At 61.5% G+C, this 22,191-nt stretch carries 21 protein-coding genes; 15 read left to right on the top strand and 6 right to left on the bottom strand.

Annotated elements, in window-relative coordinates; genetic code table 11:
• Positions 1-105: 105 nt before the first annotated feature.
• Positions 106-2,040, bottom strand: coding sequence for a penicillin-binding protein 2 (mrdA, locus tag ACI2KS_RS14895; RefSeq protein WP_404621437.1), 1,935 nt, complete (start codon positions 2,038-2,040; stop codon positions 106-108).
• Between the two features lie 702 nt (positions 2,041-2,742).
• Here mrdA and ACI2KS_RS14890 point away from each other — a divergent pair.
• The 3 genes from ACI2KS_RS14890 to ACI2KS_RS14880 are packed head-to-tail and all read left to right on the top strand — an operon-like array spanning position 2,743 to position 6,482.
• Positions 2,743-3,489 (top strand): gluconate 2-dehydrogenase subunit 3 family protein, encoded by a 747-nt coding sequence (locus ACI2KS_RS14890; RefSeq protein WP_404621435.1) that lies wholly within the window; start codon positions 2,743-2,745, stop codon positions 3,487-3,489.
• Between the two features lie 6 nt (positions 3,490-3,495).
• Entirely contained in the window at positions 3,496-5,259 is a 1,764-nt protein-coding gene (locus ACI2KS_RS14885; protein WP_404621433.1) for a GMC family oxidoreductase, read from the top strand.
• Entirely contained in the window at positions 5,256-6,482 is a 1,227-nt protein-coding gene (locus ACI2KS_RS14880; protein WP_404621431.1) for a c-type cytochrome, read from the top strand. Before ACI2KS_RS14885 ends, ACI2KS_RS14880 begins: the two co-directional genes overlap by 4 nt.
• Positions 6,483-6,796: 314 nt before the next feature.
• On the opposite strand, the gene ACI2KS_RS14875 is transcribed toward ACI2KS_RS14880, so the two are convergent.
• Positions 6,797-7,216, bottom strand: a complete 420-nt coding sequence (locus ACI2KS_RS14875; RefSeq protein ID WP_404621429.1) for a winged helix-turn-helix transcriptional regulator — start codon at positions 7,214-7,216, stop codon at positions 6,797-6,799.
• 85 nt (positions 7,217-7,301) lie between these two features.
• Here ACI2KS_RS14875 and ACI2KS_RS14870 point away from each other — a divergent pair, with 85 nt between their 5' ends.
• From ACI2KS_RS14870 to ACI2KS_RS14835, 8 genes are all read left to right on the top strand, one after another.
• Positions 7,302-8,159 (top strand): SDR family oxidoreductase, encoded by an 858-nt coding sequence (locus ACI2KS_RS14870; RefSeq protein WP_404621427.1) that lies wholly within the window; start codon positions 7,302-7,304, stop codon positions 8,157-8,159.
• Between the two features lie 198 nt (positions 8,160-8,357).
• Positions 8,358-8,666, top strand: coding sequence for an RcnB family protein (locus ACI2KS_RS14865; protein WP_404621425.1), 309 nt, complete (start codon positions 8,358-8,360; stop codon positions 8,664-8,666).
• A 69-nt stretch (positions 8,667-8,735) separates the two neighbouring features.
• A complete protein-coding gene (locus tag ACI2KS_RS14860; protein WP_404621423.1) occupies positions 8,736-9,044 on the top strand; it encodes an RcnB family protein in 309 nt (102 codons plus the stop codon).
• Between the two features lie 195 nt (positions 9,045-9,239).
• Positions 9,240-10,169 (top strand): AEC family transporter, encoded by a 930-nt coding sequence (locus tag ACI2KS_RS14855; RefSeq protein ID WP_404621421.1) that lies wholly within the window; start codon positions 9,240-9,242, stop codon positions 10,167-10,169.
• A gap of 375 nt (positions 10,170-10,544) precedes the next feature.
• Positions 10,545-10,814, top strand: a complete 270-nt coding sequence (locus ACI2KS_RS14850) for a DUF2282 domain-containing protein (protein WP_404621419.1) — start codon at positions 10,545-10,547, stop codon at positions 10,812-10,814.
• 57 nt (positions 10,815-10,871) lie between these two features.
• Positions 10,872-11,702, top strand: coding sequence for a DUF692 domain-containing protein (locus ACI2KS_RS14845; RefSeq protein WP_404621417.1), 831 nt, complete (start codon positions 10,872-10,874; stop codon positions 11,700-11,702).
• Positions 11,699-12,454: a DNA-binding domain-containing protein gene (locus ACI2KS_RS14840; RefSeq protein ID WP_404621415.1), complete on the top strand. Its 756-nt coding sequence runs from the start codon at positions 11,699-11,701 to the stop codon at positions 12,452-12,454. Before ACI2KS_RS14845 ends, ACI2KS_RS14840 begins: the two co-directional genes overlap by 4 nt.
• Positions 12,455-12,473: 19 nt before the next feature.
• Positions 12,474-12,944, top strand: coding sequence for a DoxX family protein (locus ACI2KS_RS14835; protein ID WP_404621413.1), 471 nt, complete (start codon positions 12,474-12,476; stop codon positions 12,942-12,944).
• 606 nt (positions 12,945-13,550) lie between these two features.
• Here ACI2KS_RS14835 and ACI2KS_RS14830 read toward each other — a convergent pair.
• Together ACI2KS_RS14830 and ACI2KS_RS14825 are read right to left on the bottom strand one after the other, a co-directional pair.
• A complete protein-coding gene (locus ACI2KS_RS14830) occupies positions 13,551-15,119 on the bottom strand; it encodes a GMC family oxidoreductase (RefSeq protein WP_404621411.1) in 1,569 nt (522 codons plus the stop codon).
• Positions 15,120-15,130: 11 nt separating this feature from the next.
• Entirely contained in the window at positions 15,131-15,691 is a 561-nt protein-coding gene (locus ACI2KS_RS14825; protein ID WP_404621410.1) for a tat (twin-arginine translocation) pathway signal sequence, read from the bottom strand.
• A 344-nt stretch (positions 15,692-16,035) separates the two neighbouring features.
• Here ACI2KS_RS14825 and gloA point away from each other — a divergent pair, with 344 nt between their 5' ends.
• The gene (gene gloA / locus ACI2KS_RS14820) at positions 16,036-16,563 is read left to right on the top strand and encodes a lactoylglutathione lyase (RefSeq protein WP_404621409.1); all 528 of its coding nucleotides are present in this window, start codon (positions 16,036-16,038) and stop codon (positions 16,561-16,563) included.
• A 46-nt stretch (positions 16,564-16,609) separates the two neighbouring features.
• Here the strand turns inward: gloA and ACI2KS_RS14815 are convergent, their stop codons facing one another.
• Both ACI2KS_RS14815 and ACI2KS_RS14810 read right to left on the bottom strand, forming a co-directional pair.
• Entirely contained in the window at positions 16,610-17,857 is a 1,248-nt protein-coding gene (locus ACI2KS_RS14815) for a serine hydrolase domain-containing protein (protein WP_404621407.1), read from the bottom strand.
• Positions 17,858-18,069: 212 nt separating this feature from the next.
• Complete coding sequence (locus tag ACI2KS_RS14810; RefSeq protein WP_404621405.1) at positions 18,070-19,089, bottom strand: branched-chain amino acid aminotransferase; 1,020 nt, start codon at positions 19,087-19,089, stop codon at positions 18,070-18,072.
• A 248-nt stretch (positions 19,090-19,337) separates the two neighbouring features.
• Here ACI2KS_RS14810 and ACI2KS_RS14805 point away from each other — a divergent pair, with 248 nt between their 5' ends.
• The 3 genes from ACI2KS_RS14805 to ACI2KS_RS14795 all read left to right on the top strand — a co-directional run bounded on the left by ACI2KS_RS14805 (position 19,338) and on the right by ACI2KS_RS14795 (position 22,189).
• Positions 19,338-20,105, top strand: a complete 768-nt coding sequence (locus ACI2KS_RS14805) for an MBL fold metallo-hydrolase (protein ID WP_404621403.1) — start codon at positions 19,338-19,340, stop codon at positions 20,103-20,105.
• 179 nt (positions 20,106-20,284) lie between these two features.
• Positions 20,285-21,109, top strand: coding sequence for an HDOD domain-containing protein (locus ACI2KS_RS14800; protein WP_404621401.1), 825 nt, complete (start codon positions 20,285-20,287; stop codon positions 21,107-21,109).
• Positions 21,110-21,385: 276 nt separating this feature from the next.
• Positions 21,386-22,189, top strand: a complete 804-nt coding sequence (locus tag ACI2KS_RS14795) for an NAD-dependent protein deacetylase (protein WP_404621639.1) — start codon at positions 21,386-21,388, stop codon at positions 22,187-22,189.
• The last annotated feature ends 2 nt before the right edge of the window (positions 22,190-22,191 follow it).

Here is a 22,191-nt window from a genome sequence, read left to right as displayed (position 1 = left end):
TGCCCAATGTCCACTGACAGGCACTGATCATCACGCTGGCGCGGCACATGAAGTTCGGCTTCTGCCCACGGGCCTTTGGCCAGCATCAAAACCCGAGCGAGGCAATTACACCGGCGGCTGGGCTACCGCCTTGCTGGGCGCTGCGATCTGTACCTTGGGGTTGACCGGGGTTGCCGCTGGCGTGGCGTATTGCTGCTTCAAATGGCCGTCCTGGTCCAGCAGCCAGGCATCGAGGATCTGCCGAACCACCGGGCCTGCCACGCGACCCCCTGCCTCGCCGTTCTCGATCATCACCGAGACCACGATTTTCGGGTTGGCCGCTGGGGCAAAACCGACGAACAAGGCGTTGTCCCGGTGACGCTCCAGCGTCTTGTCGCGGTTGTAGCGCTCGCCCTGCTTGATCGCCACCACCTGTGCGGTACCGCTTTTGCCGGCGATCCGGTACTGGGCGCCCTGCGCCGCAGCGCGGGCGATGCCGCGTGGGTCGTGCATCACCGCCTGCATACCGTTGTTGACCTGGTCCCACTCGCGCGAATCACGCAGCACGATATTGGGCATCGGATGTTCGTCCACCGGCGCCACGCCGCCAATGGCCTTGGCCAGGTGCGGGCGATTCCACACGCCCTTGTTGGCGATCAGGGTCGTGGCCTGGGCCAGCTGCAACGGTGTGACCTGCATGTAGCCCTGGCCGATGCCGAGAATCACCGTCTCGCCCGGGAACCAGGCCTGACGGCGGGTGATGCGCTTCCACTCCTTGGACGGCATCAGCCCTGGGGACTCTTCGAACATGTCCAGCGAAACCTTCTGGCCGATGCCGAACATGGTCAGGTAGTCGTGCATGCGGTCGATACCCAGCTTGTGTGCCAGATCATAGAAATAGGTGTCATTGGAACGCATGATCGCCGCGTTCAGGTCGACCCAGCCGTCACCGCTGTGGTTCCAGTTACGGTACTTGTGATCGAAGTCCGGCAACTGGAAATAGCCCGGATCGAACACCCGCGTCGAGGGTGTGATGATGCCGCTGTCCAGTCCTGCAATCGCCACTTCAGGCTTGATCGTCGAACCTGGCGCGTACAATCCGCGCAACACCCGGTTGAACAGCGGCCGGTCGACCGAGTCGCGCAGCGCCGAGTACTCCTTGAAACTGATACCGGTGACGAACAGGTTCGGGTCGAAGCTGGGTTTGCTGACCATCGCCAGCACTTCGCCGGTGGCCGGATCGATCGCCACCACCGAGCCGCGACGATCGCCCAGCGCTTCTTCGGCCGCTTCCTGCAACTTGATGTCCAGGCTCAGGGTAATGCTCTTGCCCGCCACCGGATCGGTGTGCTTGAGCACCCGCAATACCCGGCCCTGGGCATTGGTCTCGACCTCTTCGTAACCGACGTGGCCGTGCAGTTCGTTTTCGTAGAAGCGTTCGATACCGGTCTTGCCGATCGACTGCGTGCCGCGATACTCGACCTGATCGAGCTGGGTGGCTTCTTTCTCGTTGATCCGTCCCACATAGCCGATCGAATGGGCAAAATGCGCGCCCAGCGGGTAATGGCGGACAAACTGCGCCTCGACATCCAGCCCCGGCAGACGGAACTGATTGACCGCCAATACTGCAATCTGCTCCTCGGTCAGCTCATACAGCAGCGTCACCGGCACGAAACGGTGCGGGGAGTTCTTCATGGCCTTGTCGAAGATGATGCGATCCTCGTCCGGCAGGCTGAGAATCTGCATCAGTTCGTCGATCACCGCATGCCAGTCACCGGCCCGCTCACGGGTCATGGTCAGGTTGAAACTGGGGCGGTTGTCGGCCAGGACCACGCCATTGCGGTCATAGATCATGCCGCGCTCTGGCGGAATCGGCAGCACGTGAACGCGGTTGTTTTCGGAAATCGTCGAGTGATAGGCGAACTCGGTGACCTGCAGGAAATACATCCGACAGACCAGTGCAACACTGAGGATGGCCACGAACAAGGCACAGGCGATCAAGCGTTTGTTGACCAGCCGGGTTTCCTTCTCATGGTCCTTTAACGGTATGGGATCAGGCATTTCTACAGCTACTCGGTGAAGATGTGAACGGTACACACAGCGTCCGCTGAAGAGGGTCTGGACGCAAATGGCGTGCACCATACCAAGAAGCGCCCGCTTTCATCGGCCGTTCTTCATGAAAATCCTGTCATGTTCTGCACGCACGACCAAGCGCTGCGCGGTGAGCGGCACGCGTAGAGCCCGGCGCCGGCGCACGCCGATCCCAAACTTTTATTACGCCGTTGAACTTAATCCCGCGCCGATCCTCCACGCACTAGAGTTGCGGGAAAACAGTTCGGATCTGCACCGCTTTCCTGTGCCGCGTCAGCATGTGGCGCCGATGCACCTGCAACGGGCTTCTCGAGCATCTGTCATGACTGTGCGGTGATTGCTGCGTCAGAAGAGCAAGAACGTGACAATGATCGACTATTACCGTTTGCGTAACAGTCATTTACCGAATCCGCACGATGCAACAGTCGGTAACACATCTATGATTGCCATTGGCTTGGAAAAGATGACGAGCGGTAATGGTAGCTCCCCGCCTAGCGTGCGCCTTTGGCCCGCTGGCTTGCCAGAGACCCAATGTCACACCCCGCCGCAGAAACGCCCGCTTGGCCAGATTGCGTCGAGCAAAAACCGTGAAACACACGCACACGCACACGCAGTCCCGGCACGGACCATCTTCGCCATGGCCCGGGTCGGCGCGTTCGCAAGGAGCCCTGAATGACAGAAAAATCCAAAGGCTTTACCCGCCGCCAGTTGCTGAAAACCTCAGCCGCGTCGCTGGCCGTGGGTGCTGCCGCAACGGCCAAGGCCGCCACCGTCGTGGGTGTTCCACAATGGGTGCCCTTTGACCACAACGGTCCGATGCACTACGACACCCCGGGCTGGCAGTTCTTCACCGCCGCCGAAGCCAGCGCCGTGGAGGCCATCGTTGCGCGCCTGATTCCGGCTGATGACTTGAGCGTCAGCGGCAAGGACGCCGGTTGCGCGGTGTTCATCGACCGTCAGCTGGCCGGCGAATACGGCACGTTCAGCCGCCTGTACATGCAAGGCCCTTTCGACAAAGGCACGCCGATGCAGGGCGACCAGTCCGAACTGGTCCCGCGTCAACGCTACCGTCTGGGCCTGGCCGGGCTTGAAGCCTACTGCCAGAAGCAGTTCCAGAAGAGCTTCAACGCCTTGGCCGCCGATCAGCAGGACAAGGTTCTGCTGGGTGTGGAAAAGGGTGACATCGCGCTGGACGGCATCGACGGCAAGCTGTTCTTCCAGCAGGTGCTGGGCAATACCATGGAAGGCTTCTTCGCCGACCCGGTCTATGGCGGCAACCGCGACATGGTGTCGTGGAAGATGATCGGTTTCCCCGGTGCCCGCTACGACTATCGCGAATACATCGGCCTGCATAACCAGAAGCTCGACCTCGTGCCGCTCTCCATCATCGGCAGCTCCGCCTGGAACAAGAAGGGTTAATTCGACATGGCCAAAAAACTACCTTCCACGGACGTCGTGGTCGTCGGGCTCGGCTGGGCCGGATCCATCATCGCCAATGAGCTGGCCGACGAAGGCCTGAACATCATCGGCTTCGAACGTGGCCCATGGCGCGACACGGCGGCGGACTTCAACCTGGCCTCGGCCGCTGACGAGCTGCGTTACAACCGCCGTCAGGACCTGATGCTCCGGACCCGGCAAAACACCACCACGATCCGCAACAGCGTCACCGAGACAGCGCTGCCCATGCGCAGCTGGGGTTCGTTCCACCCCGGCAACGGTACCGGCGGCGCAGGCAATCACTGGGCCGGGATCACTTTTCGTTTCCAGCCCCACGAGTTCCGCCTCAAGAGCTACCTGACCGAGCGTTACGGTAAAGAGCTGTCGCCAGAGCTGACCCTGCAGGACTGGGGCACCGACTGGGAGGAAATGGAGCCGTTCTACACCAAGTTCGACCGTCTGGCAGGCGTCTCGGGCAAGGCCGGCAACATCAAGGGCGTGATCCAGGAAGGCGGCAACACCTTCGAAGGTGCGCGTTCCGAGGAATACCCCAACCCGCCGACCAAACAGACCTACGCGCCGGTGCTGTTCGCCGAAGCCGCGAAGAACTTGGGCTACAAGCCGTTCCCGGTACCCTCGGCACTGGTCTCCCAGCCTTACGTCAACTCGCTGGGCGTGGCCATGGGTCCGTGCACCTATTGCGGCTTCTGCACCAATTACGGCTGCGCCAACTACTCCAAGGCCAGTGCCATCACCACCGTGCTGCCGGTGCTGATCCGCAAGCCGAATTTCACCGCCATGACCAACTGCGAAGTCCTGCGCGTGACCATGGATGCCAGCGGCAAACGCGCCACCGGCATCGTCTACATGGACGCCAACGGTGAAGAGTGGGAACAACCGGCCGAACTGGTGGTGGTCAGCGCGTTCATCTTTGAAAACGTGCGCCTGATGCTGCTGTCCGGCGTCGGCCAGCCGTACGACCCGGTCACCAACACCGGCACCACCGGGCGTAACTACGCTTACCAGACGGCCAACAGCGTGCGCATGTTCTTCGATGACAAGAACTTCAACCCGTTCATTGGCGGTGGCGCCATCGGCATGGGCATCGACGAGTTCAACAACGACAACTTCGACCACTCAGGTCTGGGCTTCGTTGGCGGCGGCAGCACCCGGGTCACACCCATTGGTGCCGCACCCATCGACTCGCGCCCGACCCCGCCGGGTACACCGGCCTGGGGCTCGGACTGGAAGAAAGCCACGGTCAAGAACTACGCCAGCACCATGTCCATCGGCTGTGAGGCGAGCAGTTACGCAACCCGCACCAACTACCTGTCGCTGGATCCGACCTACAAGGATCCGCTGGGCCGTCCGCTGCTGCGTATCACTTTCGACTTCCCGGAGAACGATCGCAAGATGGCCGCGTACGTCACCGGCAAGGTCGCTGAAATCGCCAGGAGCATGAATCCGCGCGAGATGGTCCCAAGCGCCCAGACCGGGCCCTGGAACAGCGCGCCGTATCAGTCCTCGCACATCGTCGGTGGCTTCATCATGGGCGCCGATCCGAAGAACAGCTCGGTCAACAAATACCTGCAAGTCTGGGGCGTGCCGAACCTGTTCGTGGTCGGCTCCTCGGCCTTCCCGCAGAACCCTGGCTACAACCCGACCGGCACCGTGGCGGCGCTGGCGTTCAAAGCGGCGGATGCCATCCGCACCCGCTACCTCAAGCGTCCAGGGGAGATGATCAGCGTATGAAGACTCTTCTGACTGTGTGTGCAGGCGTCATCGGACTGTCCGTCAGCCTGGCTCACGCCGCGACCGGCGCCGATTCCTACAACCTTGTGGAAAAAGGCCGTTATCTCAGCACGCTGGGCGACTGCACGGCGTGCCACACGATCCCCGGCAAGCCGCTGTTCTCCGGCGGTGTGATTCTCGACACGCCCTTCGGCAAACTGGCGGGCGCCAACATCACCCCTGATCCGGTCAACGGCATCGGTCGTTGGAGCTTCGAGGACTTCCAGAACGCCATGTCCAAAGGGCATGGCCTGGATGGAAAACGCTTGTACGGCGCCATGCCGTTCACCGCGTACACCAAGGTCACCCGTGAAGACAATCAGGCGATCTGGGCCTACCTGAAAACCGTTGACCCGGTGGACACCAAGGTCGAGACCAACCAGTTGCCCTTCCCGTTCAATGTGCGCACCAGCCTGATCGGCTGGAACCTGATCAACTTCAAAGAGGGCGAGTTCAAGGCCGATCCGCAGAAGTCCGAGCAGTGGAACCGGGGTGCCTATCTGGTCGAAGGACTGGGGCACTGTGGGACCTGTCACACGCCGAAGAACCTGATTGGCGGCGACAAGAACGATCAGTTCCTCACCGGCACCAACCTGCAGAACTGGGTCGCGCCGAACATCACCTCGACCGGGCATGACGGTCTGGGCGCCTGGAACGAGGCGGACATCGTCCAGTACCTCAAGACCGGCGCCAACCGTTTCGACATCGCTTCAGGTCCCATGGCCGAAGAAGTCGAGCACTCCTCGCAGCACTGGAACGATCAGGACCTGATGGCCGTGGCGGTCTACCTCAAGGATGGCGCCAAGCCTGCCGAAGCCGCCAAACCGGTAGCCGCCAGCGATGCCGCGATGGTGGCAGGCAAGGCGATCTATGCTGACCGTTGTTCGGCCTGCCACACGCCGAACGGTGAAGGCGTGGCCAAGCTGTTCCCGAAACTGGCCATGGCTCCGCTGATCAACAGTAACGATCCGTCGTCGCTGATCCGTGTGGTGCTGTCCGGTAGCCGTGCAGGTGCCACCGATGCGGCGCCGACCGCGCCAGCCATGCCGGCGTTCGGCTGGAACCTGTCGGACGAGAACGTCGCCGACGTGCTGACCTATGTGCGCAACACCTGGGGCAACGCAGCCCCCGCGGTGTCCAGCGCCAGCGTCAAAGATGTGCGTGAGGCGTTGTCACCCAAATAAACGCCGCTCGATGAAAAAAAATGCCTGGCCTCAGTGATGGGGTCAGGCATTTTTTATGGCCTGCAGAACGTCTCCCCCTGTAGCAGCGGGCTTGCACCGCGAGCGGCGGGGAACCCGTCGTAAAACCCGGCCACGGGATCAGCCTGATGCACCGCGTCCAACGCATTGACGACGACTGCGTCGCCGCTCGCGGGGCTAGCCCGCTCCTACGGCCGACGGTGGCAAGGTCGCTGGGTCGCTGGGTCGCTGGGTCGCTGGGTCGATGGGTCGCTGGGTCGCTGGGTCGCTGGGTCGCCATCGAGGCTGCCGCGAAATCATGAGGGGCTGACGGTTTTTGTCCGCGCCTGGCGCGCCTGCATGATTCGCGGCAGATTCTGCTCGATCCAGGTGGTCAGGCCGTCGACGCGCAAGGCCACCTCTTCGCCCAGTGGCGTGAGGTTGTATTCGACATGGGGCGGCACCACGGGCAAGGCCTTGCGATCTACAAAGCCGTCCTGCTCCAGGCTCTGCAGGGTTTGCGAGAGCATTTTTTCGCTGACCCCGCCGATCTTGCGGCGTAATTCGCTGAAGCGGTGCACGCCATCGAGCAGCACCACCAGCACTAATACGCCCCAACGGCTGCAGACATGGTTGAGGATCTCCCTCGAGGGGCAATCACGCGCCAGGAGTTCGCCCATGCGGATGCGCTCCAGCAATGAGGTGTTTTCTACAGAAGGACCTGCACTATCATTCATGACACTTACCTTTTTGTGCGTACTTACGAAAGGTTAGCATGATAGCTATGCTGATCGCACATTCATCTTCGCTCAGGAAATCATTATGTTTGTCATCACCGGTGCATCGGGTCAGCTTGGCCGTCTGGTTATCGAACAGTTGCTGGAAAAGGTCCCTGCCGCGCAGATCATTGCCGCCGTGCGCAGCCCGGAAAAGGCCGCTGACCTCGCGGCCAGGGGTGTGCAGGTGCGTCAGGCCGATTATTCGCAACCTGCCACCCTGGACGCTGCCTTCGCTGGCGCGGAAAAAATCCTGCTGATTTCCTCCAGCGAGGTCGGACAGCGGGTCGGCCAGCATCAGGCCGTCATGGCCGCCGCCAAACGCGCAGGCGCCGGGCTGCTGGCCTACACCAGCGTGCTGCACGCCGACACCTCGCTGCTGGGTCTTGCCGAGGAGCATCGCCAGACCGAAATCGCGCTCGCAGCCTGCGGGGTGCCGGCGGTGATCTTGCGCAATGGCTGGTACCACGAGAACTACACGGCGGCGATTCCCGGTGCTCTGGCCCATGGCGCGCATTTTGGCTGTGCCGGTGAGGGGCGGATCAGTTCGGCCGCGCGCACGGATTACGCCGCGGCAGCGGTAGCGGTTCTGACCGCCAACGACGATCAGGCAGGCAAGGTGTATGAGCTGGCCGGTGACAGCGCGTACACCCTCAGCGAATTTGCCGCCCAGGTGACCCGACAGAGCGGCAAGCACGTGGTCTACAGCGACCTGCCCGAGGCAGATTTCAAGGCAGCGCTGTTGCAGGCCGGGCTGCCGGAGTTCCTCGCACAGCTGTTGGCCAACTCCGATGCAGCAGCGGCCAAGGGTGCGTTGTTCGATCAAGGCCAGCAGTTGAGCAAGCTTATCGGGCGTTCCACTACGCTGCTGGCGGCAAGCATTGCCCAGGCACTGGCGACATAAAACCCTGCAGGAGCGAGCTTGCTCGCGATGGCTTTATCCCATGCCCGCGCGATGCTGACCGATACCTTTAAATCGCGAGCAAGCTCACTGCGACGGATCGTGTGCCAGCAAAACCTGGCTATAAACGCACTGAATGATTTGCACGTAACAGGGTCGGAGCTAGTGACAGCGCATTACGCACTGGATAAGGAGCTTCGTATGAACAGCAAATCGCTCATCGCCGGTCTCGCGATCCTGGGTTGCGTTTCTGTAGTCAGCTTCTCGGTACAGGCCGAAGACGCACCCGCTCAGACCGTTCAGCCATCCAAAGACAACATGCGCGACCTTGAAAAAGGCGATCGTGCGCCGGAAAAATTCCAGCGCCCTGGCGCTGCGATCAAGAACTGGAAAGCCAAGGGCCTGCACGCGCCTGCCGACCAGAGCCAGTGGGTACGGATCAATGACAAATACGTCCAGGTCCAGACCACCAATGGCCAGATCACCGACATCACCCCGGTCAAAAAATAACGCTGCCCTACAGACAGCGAACGGCTCGTTGTACGCGAGCTGACCAAAGGACAAAACAAGGAATCGCCCATGAACCTGAAAACCCTGATCGCCTGTGCCGTGGCCATGAGCTGCCTGGCCGGCACCAGCCTGATGGCGCAAGCCGCCCAGCCTGCGTCGAGCAAAACCGTTCAGGCTGAAAACACCAACGAAAAACTGAAAGTCGGCGACACCGCCCATGACCTGTACAAACAGGAGCGCGTCGGCATCAAGGACTGGCAACAGAAGGGCCTCAAAGCGCCGCACGAAAACACCCAATGGGTGCAGATCAGCGACAAATATGTGCTGGTGCAGATGGACAGCGGCAAGATTCTCGACATCACACCGGTCAAGAAATGAGCCCGAGGTAAACCCTCCAGCGCCTGAAGCTCTCTCAGGCGCCCTTCCCCCTGATATCTGTTACTCGTCCCGAACGCTCTGCGTCGCGGCCTGGCAATGATCGAACCGCGGCCTCATGGGCGAGAAAGGTTGGACGCTAACGATTTCTGACTTTAATCTTTGCCGCTTGTTTCGCAGTGTCAGGGTCCAAGTCCGATGTCTTCCGTTCTTAATGTGCTATTGCCGATCTTCGCCCTGATCCTGGTCGGTTATCTGTGTCGTCGAACCAACCGCCTGGGCCCGACCGCCGCCTCCGAAATCAACCGGATGGTGGTCTGGCTGTGTTTGCCTGCGCTGTTGTTCACCGCCACGGCCACCGCGACCTGGGAGCAGATATGGCATCCCGGCTTCGTTCTGGTGTTCACCCTTTCCACGCTGGTGATGTTCGTTGTCACCCTGCTGCTGCGACGCAATAAAGCCGGGCACTTTGCCGACGCCAGCATCGACGCCTTGAGCGCTTCATACGCCAACACCGGCTACATCGGCATTCCGCTGTGCGTCATGGTTTTGGGGCAGAACGGTCTTGAGCCTGCGCTGATCGCCTCCCTGCTGGTGGTCTGCGTGTTGTTCGGCATCGCCCTGGTGTGCATCGAAATCGGCCTGCAGAGCGAGGCGCAGGTTCATCGCATCGTGCTCAAGGTGCTGCTGGCGCTGGCGAAGAACCCATTGGTGGTGTCGCCCATCCTCGGCGCCTGCTGGGCCTGGACCGGCATGCCGCTGCCGGGCGCGCTGGATAAGTTTCTTCATCTGCTGGGTGCGGCCACTACACCGTGCGCGCTGATTTCCCTGGGGTTGTTTCTGGCCCACAAACAACAGGGCCCTCGCCAGGGCACCCGTCTGCTGGTGCTGGTCAAGCTGATCGGCCATCCGCTGCTGACCTGGTTTCTGGCCTTTCATGTGTTTCATCTGCCACCGCTGTGGGCCAATTCGGCACTGCTGCTCAGTGCGCTGCCTACCGGTACCGGGCCGTTCATGCTCGCCGAGTACTACAAACGCGAGGCGTCGGTGGTTTCGAGCACGATCCTGATCTCCACGCTGGGCTCGCTGGTGACCTTGTCACTGTGCATCTATTACATCAACGGCTGACCCCGGCGCACAGCCCGAACCCCGTGTGGCAGCAGCGCTTGCGAGCATAGCGCTGACGCCTTTTTCTACGCCTGGATTGAATTCCTCTGGCCCCTCCACGCCGTCCCCGCGTAACGGTTTTTTTCAGCCGGCAGAAATATTTTTGTCTGTCTGTAACCCGTTGTCTTTCTCCAGCGAACTACCTCTCGGATCAGGTGCACAGCGTGACTCACACGCAGGTGCTGCGACCACGATCGATCAGGTCAGCGCAGAAACAAAATGGCACGACATGCCGTTCGCGCTTGTTTCTTCGACGAACTAACGTTCGGACCTGTCGCACGGCGTGACCTCACGCAGGTGCTGCAATCATCCTTAACCCGTCACTGGAGATACACCATGAACAACCTCAAACTCGCTGCTGTCGCTCTGGCTTTCGCTTCCATCGCCACTGGCGTCAACGCCGCCGAAACCGGCACCGCGCCGGCGATGGAAAAATGCTACGGCGTGTCCATGGCCGGCAAGAACGACTGCAAGGCCGGGGCTGGCACCACCTGCGCTGGTACCTCGAAAACCGACTACCAGGCCAATGCCTGGAAGAACGTCCCGGCTGGCACCTGCACCTCGATCAAGACCCCTCACGGCATGGGCTCGCTGAACGCGATGTAATCACTGCCCAGCGTCACCAGGCACTGTAAAAACCTCTCGCAAGGGCAGACGTCGACCATGAACACTTCACTCACATTGGGTGCCGGACTGGGCCTCAAAGCCGAACATTACGAAGCAGCATACGACTGTGCTGCCAAGGGGTTGTGGTTTGAGGTCCACCCGGAAAACTACATGGTCGACGGCGGCCCGCGCCTGGCCTGGCTGGAAACGATCGGCAGCCGTCACCCGCTTTCTCTGCACGGTGTTTCACTGTCACTGGCGGCCGATTGCGCGCCTGACGTCGAACACCTGAAGCGGCTCAAGGCGCTCGCCGACCGGGTTCAGCCAGCCCTCCTTTCCGAACACCTCGCCTGGTCCGCCTGGCGGGGTCAGTATCATCCCGACCTGCTGCCGTTCCCGCGCACCGGGAAAGCCCTGCAGCGAATCGCCGACAACATTCAACGCACTCAGGAGTTTCTCCAGCGGCCAATCGCCGTCGAGAATCCCAGCCACTATCTGCAGCTGCCAGGCCACGATCTGGGTGAGATCGAGTTTCTGTGCGAACTCAGCAAACGCACCGGTTGCGGCCTGCTGCTGGACATCAACAACGTGTTTCTCAGCGCGCACAACATGGGCTACGACGCCGACGCCTATGTGGATGCCTTCCCTGCACAGGCGATCATGGAAGTGCATCTGGCCGGGCACAGCCTTGACCCCGGCGGTGCAGCGTTGTTGATCGACAGCCACGATGCCCCGGTCGCCGAGGCCGTCTGGGCCTTGTATCAGCGCCTCATTCGACGGGTCGGCCCGCGTCCGACGCTGATCGAACGCGACGACCATCTTCCGCCCTTCGTCGAGCTGTTGCTGGAACGCGACCGGGCTCAGTCGATGCTGGAGGCGCAGTCATGACCCAGTCTCTGACCGAGTTTCAGCATGCGTTCGTCCAGGGGCTGTACGACCCTGATGCCAGCAGCCTTGCGACCCTGACCGAACAACCCGGTTTCAAGGTGTATCGCAACACCGTGATGAAGGGCGCGGTGGATGCATTGCAGGCGAACTTTCCCACCGTCGAACGTCTGGTGGGAACCGAATGGTTCGTCGCCGCAGCCGCGATTCATGCGCGACAGTCCCCGCCCATTGATGCTCGGCTGATGCATTACGGCAGTGAGTTTGCGCGGTTTCTCGAGGGTTTCGAGCATGCGCAGCAACTGCCCTATCTGGGCAACGTGGCCCGCCTGGATCAGCTGTGGACTCACTGCCACACCGCGGCGGAAGAACCCGGCATCGACCTGCAGCGGATTGCCGGTCTTGCACCCGCGCAACTCGCCTCACTGGTGCTCACGCCACGCGCGGCGGCGGGCTGGCGCTGGTTCGCCGGGCAACCGGTGTTCACGCTCTGGCGACATAACCGCGAACAACGGGCGCTGCCTGATCCCCTCGACTGGCGAGGCGAAGGCGCGTTGCTGGTACGCAGCGGCGGCGCGGTCGGCTGGCATCCGCTGGAGATCGGCGACTGCGCGTTTCTCGACGCCTGCGCCGCCGCGACCCCCTTGGCCGAAGCCGCACAACTGGCCAGCGACCTGCAGCCGTCGCTGGACATCACCGAACTGCTGACACGACTGGTCAATGCCGACGTATTCGCGATGACCGCCCCTTCTTGAATGGATACAGGAGACAACCATGGACACGCTACGCACTGAAACGCCCGATCAAGGCTCGGCGCATTGCCGCTGGGGCCGTATCACCGATCGTCTTCATCTGCTGATCAACGACTCGCTGCTGTCGCTGGTGGCACGCCTTTCCATCGCCGGCGTGTTCCTGATGTCGGGGCGGACCAAAGTCGAGGGTTTTCTCACCATCACCGACAGCACCTACGAGCTGTTTCGCAGCGAATATAAACTGCCCCTGGTACCCCCGGAAATTGCAGCACATCTGGCCGCCTACGCCGAGCACCTGTTCCCGGTGCTGTTGATTCTCGGCCTGTTTTCGCGCCTGTCGGCCTTTGCCTTGCTGGGCATGACGGCGGTCATCGAGATATTCGTCTATCCCGATGCCTGGGCCACCCACCTGAGCTGGGCCGGCCTGCTGCTGATCATCATCGCCAAGGGCGGCGGCGTGCTGTCGCTGGATCGCCGGTTCGGAATCAGGTAGGCACGGCATCCAGAACCGTGCCGCCAGGCCATGGATCGCGCGCATGAACCGATGCTTCTGATTCTGGCCGAAGGCCGTGGATTCCAAGACAGACCCGATGCTTCTGATTCTGGCCGCAGGCCGTGGATTCCAAGACAGACCCGACGCTGCTGATTCTGGCCGCAGGCCGTGGGAGCCAGGCTTGCCGGCGATCTGCCGGGGACCGGCAGTAAAACCATCCGCCCTGGCCGTGTCAGGTACTGCGCATTGGCAACAATTGCTGCCGGTGCCCGGCAGATCGTCGGCAAGCCAGACTCCCACGCCCTCCGGGCAGAAGCAGGTTTGAGCATGCCCCAGATGTTGATTCCAGCCGCAGCCCGTGGATTCCAAGACAGACCCGACGCTTCTGATTCTGGCCGCAGCCCGTGGACTCCAAGACAGACCCGATGCTTCTGATTCCAGCCGCAGCCCGTGGACTCCAAGACAGACCCGGTGCTTCTGATTCTGGCCGCAGGCCGTGGGAGCCAGGCTTGCCGGCGATCTGCCGGGGACCGGCAGTAAAACCATCCGCCCTGGCCGTGTGTCAGACGGACCGCACCGCCAGGGTTTGGCTGCCCCCTGCTCGCTTCAGATCGCCTTGCTCTTCAACCCGTCAGCAATGAACTCCGCCTGCCGGATCGCCAGGGTGACGATGGTCAGCGTCGGGTTCTCTCCTGCGCTGGTGGTGAACTGGCTGCCGTCGGAAATGAACAGATTAGGGATCTCATGGCTCTGTCCGTGTTTATTGCAGACGCCGTCCTGCGCCTTTTCACTCATGCGGCAGGTGCCCAGGTTGTGGGTCGAGGGGTACGGCGGCACGCGAAAGGTGTTCACTGCCCCGACTGACGAATACAGCGCCTCGCCCTGCTTGAACGCATGCTCGCGCATGGCCAGATCGTTGGGGTGATCGTCGTAGTGCACGTTGGGCACAGGCAGGCCGTACTTGTCCTTGACGCTGTCGTTGAGGGTGACGCGGTTGGTTTCCTGCGGCATGTCCTCACCGACGATCCACATCCCCGCCATCTTGCTGTATTGCTCCATCACATCGGTGAAATCCCTGCCCCACGCGCCGGGATTGAAGAACGCGGCGAGAAACGAAGGCCCCAGGGATATGGTTTCCATCTCGTAGCCGCCGACAAAACCCCGCTCGGGCTTATGGTGAATCTCGTCGCTGATGATCCCGGCCATGATGGTACCGCGATAGAAATGCACCTCCTCCTTGAACGAGGCGAACACGCTGCCGGTGGTGTGACGCATATAGTGTTTGCCGACCATCCCGGAGCCGTTGGCCAACCCGTGCGGGAACTGACTGCTCGAAGAATTGAGCAGCAGACGCGGGGTCTCGATGGAGTTGCCCGCCACCGCAACGACCCGCGCCTTCTGCCGCTGCTCCTTGCCCAGACCGTCGAAATACACCACGGCGTTGACCCGACCTTTATCGTCATGCTCGATTTTCGCCACATGGCACTGGGTGCGCAGTTCGAGCTTGCCGGTGGCTTCGGCAGCAGGAATTTCGGTGTAAAGCGTCGACCATTTCGCGCCCATCTTGCAGCCCTGGAAACAGAAGCCCAGTTGCTGGCAGGCAGCGCGATCCCCGCGTGGCTTGCTGTTGATCGCCATGTGCCCGGTCGAGCATTCCTTGTAGCCCATCTTCTGCGCGCCGTTGTACAGCACCTTGAAGTTGTTGTTGCCGGGCAGGCCCTCGATATCGTTGGTCCGCGTGACGCCCATCTTGTCTTCGGCGCGGGCGTAGTAAGGCTCCATTTCCGCCAGGGAGATGGGCCAGTTCAGCAGGTTGGCGCCCGTGACCTGGCCGTAGGTATCCAGCGCGCGGAACTCGTGTTCCTGGAAACGCAGGCTGGCACCGGCCCAGTGCGTGGTGGTGCCGCCAACGGTCTTGCAGATCCAGGCCGGCAGATTGGGGAAATCCTTGGCCACCCGCCATGAGCCCGAGGTGGTGCGGTTGTCGCCCCACGCCAATTGCGAAAACGAAGGCCACTCGTCGTTGATGAAAGTGCCGGTGGACTGGCGTGCGCCCGCTTCCAGCAGCACCACCGGCACCCCCTTCTGGCACAGCTCGTTGGCCAGGGTGCCGCCGCCGGCGCCGGAGCCGATGATCACCACTACTGAATCGTCGTCCAGGTTATACGTCGTCATGATTGCGCTCCTCAGGCAGGGACAGTCGGGCTGGCATCGACAGGCGGCGCCGGCAACCATTTCAGGTCATTGAAACCGCGATGGATGTAACCGCCCTTGGGAAAGGACGCGCCTTCATAGCCGAAGTGCTTGTACGCCAGTTCGTTGCTGTACAGGCTGTTGACCGAGGTGCCGCGCACCAGCGCAAAGAACGGCCCGCTCTGGACTTCCTTGAGGATCCCGACCTGCCTTTCTTCGGCAAGCTTGCTCCAGTCGCCGCCAGCTCGCTGGTCGAGGTCGGCCAGGCCCTGCTTGAGAAGGTCAGCGACCCCGGGGTCCTGTGAGGCTTTTTCGTCGAGGGCCTTGACGGAAAACGCGTAGACCGCTTCTTCCATGGTGTCGTGGGGGAATATGCGGCGAATGACCAGCAACAACCGGCTGCCGGTGGCGCTGTCCAGGGTGTTCATCTCCAATGCCCAGGTCTGGCTTGGAGCAAGCAGTGCAATGGGACCGGAACCGAATAACAGCGTCCCCAACAGCAGTCCGCCGCTTCCTTGCAAAAAGCGGCGACGATCGAGCTTCAGGTCTTTCATGGCTTTTGTCCTTGTTATTTTTCTTGTCGGTGCAATCAAGCTGATTTGATAGTAGTTGGGCCGTCGGCATAAAGGTAATAGCCTTCTACTACGTGGTTATAAGGCAGCACGCCGGGTGATGGCGCAGGAGCGTGGCTTGTCCCGCGATCGGCGGGGAACCCGTCGTAAACCGGCAACCACGGTGCCCCTGCTTAGCGCATTCAGCCGTTTCACGACGACTTCGTCGCCGATCGCGGGACAAGCCACGCTCCCACAGGTCTCGATTTGCCAGTAGTAGTCCCGTATTACCTGCCGTGCAGCGCCGTTTCCTAAACTGGCAAACCACTCACAACGAGCAGCCTGCCATGTCCTTCGTCAGCGAAACTCAACCCGGCGTATGCCTTGCCCCCGATGCCGTCACGCAGGATTACGTGTTCAACCACACGATGCTGCGGGTCAAGGATCCCGAGCGTTCGCTGGATTTCTATACCCGAGTACTGGGCATGCGACTGCTGCGCCAGGTGGATTTTCCGGAAGGCAAGTTTTCGCTGCTGTTTCTGGCCATGGCCAAAGGCGGGACGGTTCCCGAAGATGCCTCGGCGCGCATGAGCCACACCTTCGGCCGCGAGTCGGTGCTGGAGCTGACCCACAACTGGGGCACCGAGAGCGATGAGTCGCAGTACCACAACGGCAACAAGGACCCCCGCGGTTTCGGCCATATCTGCTTTTCGGTGCCGGACATCGAAGCCGCCTGTGCCCGTTTCGAATCGTTGGGCGTGCCCTTCGTCAAGCGTCTGGACAAAGGCATGAAGCACGTGGCGTTCATCGCTGATCCGGATGAATACTGGATCGAAATCGTGCAGGCGGACCTGCTGGGTAATCTGGGGCAGTAACTGGCAGCCAAGGCCGCCCCGCAGCGGGCGGCTTGCCAGGGCGTGATTATTTCAGCTCGGCGACCACGGCATCGAAAAACACCATCGGGTCGATGGGGTCCTTGTCGACCGGCTTCGGTTGCGCGCCAAAGGTAACGATCACCACGTTGTGCGCCGGATTGATGTAGATGTTCTGCCCCTGAATCCCGACGGCGGAGTAGGCACCGTCCTTGACTGACGCGTCGGTCCACGCCGTCCACCACATGTAACCGTAGTCCAGTTTCTTGCCGCCCTTGAGGGTGGTCGGCGACGTCGCCTCCTTGACCCAGCCATCCGGCAGAATCGATTTGCCGTCGATCTTGCCGTCGTTCATGAAGAACAGACCGAAACGTGCGTAATCGCGCAGGGTGGCGCTGATGCCGCTGCCACCGATCTCGACGCCATTGGTGGAGTCCAGCCACCATTTGGCGTCGCTCTCCATGCCAAATGGCTGCCAGATCTTCTGCGACAGGTAATCGGCCAGCGGCATTTTCACCGCCCCGCGGACAATCTCGCCAAGGATCTGCGTCTCTCCGGTGCTGTAGTTATTGACCGTCCCGGGTTCTGCCGCCCTGGGCAGGTTGGCCATCAACCCCACCGCCGAACGAGGCTTCTGTGATATCTGCGCGTTGAGTAGCGCCCGGCGGTCGGACTTGGGATCGGTGTAGGTCTCGTTCCATTTCACGCCCGAGGACATCATCAGCACATCGCGGACCGTGACGCCGTCATAGGCGCTGCCTTTGAGTTCCGGCACATAGTCGACCACTTGAGCGTCGAGCCCCTTGAGCAGGCCGTCCTTGATCGCCGCCGCGGCCAATGTCGATGTGATGGATTTGGCCATCGACATCGACATCCAGCGGGTCTTCTCGGTGTTGCCGCGCTGGTAGGTCTCGTAGACGATCTTGCCGTCCTTGATCACCAGCATCGCCGTAACGCTGTCCAGCGCAACGTAGTCGTAGAGATCGTACTTCTTGTCCTGATAGGTGAAGTGCACGTTGCCCAGCTGTTTCTCGGATTTGGGCAGCGCATAAGGGTGGCCGCCGGCCTTGATGGTGTGGGTGGGGAACAGCCGGTCGATGTTGCGATAGGTACTGACCGCAAGATCGGGCAGCATTGCGCCATCGTAGATCTGCTCGACGGTGCCGATGGGTTCCTGGGCATGCGGGTAACCGGCGTCATCGGCCCAGGCCGCCGACATCACGCCAAGGCTCAACACACCGAGTGAGAGGGTCAGCGGCAGGCGCTGAGCGGGACGGGAAACAGCTCGTGTGAACATAAGGCATCCTTATTTTCTGGCGACCTTGTTTGAAGGTGTCGGGACTTCTGCCCGCCTGAACCATAGTTCACCGCAAAGCAATCTTCCGTGCGTTCAGTTAAGTGGCTCCATAACCTGAGATTGCAAATCTTGTATGTAAAGCGTCTGCAGGCCACAAAAAAAACCACCGCCAGAGGGCGGTGGTGTTTGTCCTGCGGTCGCGGCCCTCGGGCTCAGACCTTGACGATCCAGCCGGCAGGCCCTTCGATGTCGCCGAACTGGATACCGGTCAGCTCCCTGTACAGGCGCTGGGTCACGGGACCGACGTCAGTCTCGCTGTGGAACACGTGCAGTTTGTCCTTGTAGCTGATGCCGCCGATCGGCGTGATCACCGCAGCGGTGCCACAGGCGCCGGCTTCTTTGAACAGGTCCAGCTTGTCGATGAACACCTCACCCTCGGTGACCTTCAGGCCCAGACGGCTCTGCGCCAGCTCGATCAGCGACAGACGGGTGATACCCGGCAGCACCGATGGCGATTTTGGCGTGATGAACTGGTCATCGTGGGTGATGCCGAAGAAGTTGGCCGAACCGACTTCCTCGATCTTCGAGTGGGTCAGCGGGTCCAGATAGATGGCGTCGGCGAAGCCACTCTTCTTGGCTTCGCTGCCCGGCATCATGCTCGCCGCGTAGTTGCCGCCGACCTTGGCCGCACCGGTGCCCTGGGGCGCTGCGCGATCGTAGCTGGAGATCACGAAATTGTGCGGCTTCATGCCGCCCTTGAAGTACGGGCCAACCGGGATGCAGAACACCGAGAAGATGAATTCAGGGGCTGCGCGCACACCGATGTTGTCGCCGACGCCGATCACGAACGGACGCAGGTACAACGCACCGCCGGTGCCATAAGGAGGAATGAAACGCTCGTTGGCGCGAACCACGTCCTTGCAGGCCTGGATGAACATGTCGGTGGGCACATGCGGCATCAGCAGACGCGAGCAGCTGCGCTGCATGCGCGCGGCGTTCTGGTCCGGGCGGAACAGATTGATCGAGCCGTCTTTTGCACGGTAGGCCTTCAGACCTTCGAAGCATTGCTGACCGTAGTGCAGCGCTGTGGAGCCTTCGCTGATGTGCAGCACGTTGTCTTCGGTCAGGGTGCCCTCTTCCCACTGGCCATCGCGCCAGGTGGACAGGAAACGCTTGTCAGTCTTGATGTAGTCGAAACCCAGCTTGTCCCAATTAATGCTCTCGTTACCCATGACACCCTCTATTTCCTGGCCAGCGCGCCCGGCGTGTGCGGGGCTGGCGTTTCATCAATATGGTCGTGAAGGCCCGGTACAGGACACGGCCTGTCCCGATGTTGCGCCATATTACTGATTTTTTGCCCGACAAACCGCCTCCGTCGCCTGCGCGCTGAAAAAGATCCTGCCGTGCTTTGTCAACAGGGTTCAAAAAGCGCCGCCAACCTGCGAGTCTGGCGCAGTTCTTCCTTGCCAAGGCCGACACCATGCTCAGAAAAGTCGCAGACCAATGGTATTCACTGGACAAGATCGACGACGCCATCACGCTGATTACCGAACCCCATGTCACGCCGTGGCTGCGTTGCAACATCTGGCACATCCGCGGCCGCGACCAGGATCTGGTGGTCGATACCGGCATGGGCATCTGCAGCCTGCGCGAGGCGGCCAGGGACCTGTTCGGCCAGCGCATAAGTGCCCTGGCCACTCACGTGCATCTGGATCATGTCGGCTGCCACCATGAGTTCGACGAATGCCTGGTGCACAGCGCCGAAGCCGACGGCCTGCGCGGTTCAGACGGCTACTTCACCCTGGTCGAGGCGGATTTCGACCCCAATGACTTCAGTCTCGCGACCCTTGGCGGCCAGCGTCTGGGCCCGATCATCAGCGCGCTGCCGTCGCCTGACTACGACCTCAACACCTGGAAAATCCAGGCGGCCAAGGTTACCCGCACCCTGGAAGAAGGCGACGTGGTGGACCTGGGCAACCGTCATTTCGAGGTTCTGCACCTGCCAGGGCACTCGCCCGGCAGCATCGGCCTGTGGGAATCGGCCAGCCAGACGCTGTTTTCCGGCGACGCCATCTATGATGGTGAGCTGCTCGACAACCTGGCGCACTCCTGCCCCGAAGATTACATCCGCACCATGCAACGGCTGCGAGAGCTGCCTGCTCGCGTGGTGCACGGCGGCCACTGTAAAAGCTTCGGCCGCGAGCGGCTGATCGAACTGGCCGACGCCTACCTGAAAAAATTCGACTGAACATCAGGCAAGGCAACGCGGTGGTTTCGCGCAGCCGTCCAGCACGCTCGCGCCTGCATACCGCCCGCTGCCGGCGGGCCCCTTGGTTCGTTCCATCTGTACCAAAACCTGAACAGCCGCCGTGCAGATTCGCCAATCTTGCCTATCGTTGGTAATTCACATGAAACAGGAGCAAGGCCATGGCTATCGAGCAACTCTTCGCGGATTTGGGCAGCCTTCCGAGCATTCCCAAAGTGGCTCAGGACCTGATCCGGCAGTTCGACAACCCGTCGTCGAACCTGGAAAGCATTGCCCGAAACATTCAGAAGGACCCAGTGATTTCAGCGAAGATCCTGCGTCTGGCCAACTCCGCGCGCTTTCGTGGTGCGCGCGAGTCTTCGAGCATCGAGGACGCGGCCATGCGCCTGGGCTTCAACACCCTGCGCACGCTGGTGCTGGCTTCGGCGGTGACCGGGGCGTTCAAGGCCGGTCCCAGTTTCGACCTCAAGGGTTTCTGGCTGAAAACCTTCCAGGTTGCCGGGATCTGCCGACTGCTGGCCAAGCAGTCCGGGGTGGATGCGGAAATCGCCTTCACCTGCGGGGTGATGCACGACATCGGCGAGCTGCTGATCCAGACCGGCGCGCCAAAGGTTGCCGAGCAAATCAACAGTGTGACCCGGACCGGCACCACCAGCCGCGCGGCCATCGAAACCCTGCAACTGGGCTTTGGTTATCCCGAGGTGGGTGCAGAACTGGCTCGGCGCTGGCAGTTGCCGCCCGTCATCCAGCAGGCCATCGCCTATCAGGCGCGGCCGATGCAGGCGCCCGAAGGTGCCGTTCACCCGCGGATCGTGGCCCAGGCGTTGACGGTGGCCGATGCGCTGGAGAGTCATGGTGGTGCCACGCCAGAGGCGCAGAACGCGGTGCAGGGGCCATTGTTCGAAGGGATTGACCTGGACGCGCTGTTTGCCGCGTTGCCGGCGGTGCTGGAAGCGGACAAGGCGTTTGCCGAACTGTTGAGCTGATCGGCCTGCCCCGGTTTTACGCCCTGGCAGCCATGCTGTAGGAATGAGCCTGCTCGCCAAGCGTCAGGCCAGACAACGCTGCTTCGCCCGACCTGACGCCTGGCGAGCAAGCTCACTCCTACAGAAGCGTCAAACGATCGTCCGGGCAGCGGTCACCGAATTGCCCCATGCCCATTTCCGTCACCTCGTTTAGTATCAGCCCACCGCCGCGCTTACGAGGGCCCGCCCGTGTTCGACACCTACGCCAATTCCGACATCGATCTGCTGTTGCACTGGATGCACGAACGCTCGTTCGTGGTGCTTACCGGTGCGGGCATCAGCACCTCGTCCGGCATTCCCGATTATCGGGACAGCGAGGGCGTCCGTCGGGGCCGGCAGCCAATGATGTTCCAGGAATTTCTCAACGCCCCCGAAGCGCGCCGCCGCTATTGGGCGCGGGCCATGCTCGGCTGGCCGCGCGTGCGCGCCGCGCAACCCAACGCTGCCCACGAAGCGCTGGCCGCTCTGCAAAGCCACGGGGTGATAAGCGGCCTCATCACCCAGAACGTCGACACCTTGCACGATCAGGCTGGCAGCCATGACGTGGTCGAGTTGCATGGCAGTCTGCATTGGGTGCTGTGCCTGGATTGCCGCCAGCGCAGCGAACGCGACGTGATTCAAACCACCCTGGTGCAACAAAACCCTTACCTGGCGGGCGTGGATGCCGTGCAGGCCCCGGATGGCGACACGCTGCTGGACCCGGCGTTCGAGGAGCGCTTTCAAGTTCCGCACTGCCCGCATTGCGGCGGCGAGCGAATGAAGCCGGACGTGGTGTTCTTCGGCGAAAACGTCGCACCGCCCACCGCGGCCAAAGCCATGGCCCGGGTCGAGCAGGCAGAGGGCCTGCTGGTGGTCGGGTCCTCGCTGATGGCGTATTCAGCGTTCCGCCTGTGCCGTGTGATCGCCGATCAGGGCAAACCGCTGATTGCCATCAACCTGGGCAAGACCCGCGCCGACGACCTGCTGGATGTGAAGATCGCTGCCTCGTGCGAAGTGTTGTTGCCCGAACTGACACGAAGGCTGATCGACGCATTCCCCTGATG

The sequence above is a fragment of the Pseudomonas sp. NPDC087358 genome, from assembly GCF_044900785.1.
Lineage (GTDB): Bacteria > Pseudomonadota > Gammaproteobacteria > Pseudomonadales > Pseudomonadaceae > Aquipseudomonas.
Note: the sequence above shows the minus strand (reverse complement) of the source record. Positions and strands in the feature narration are given on the sequence as shown.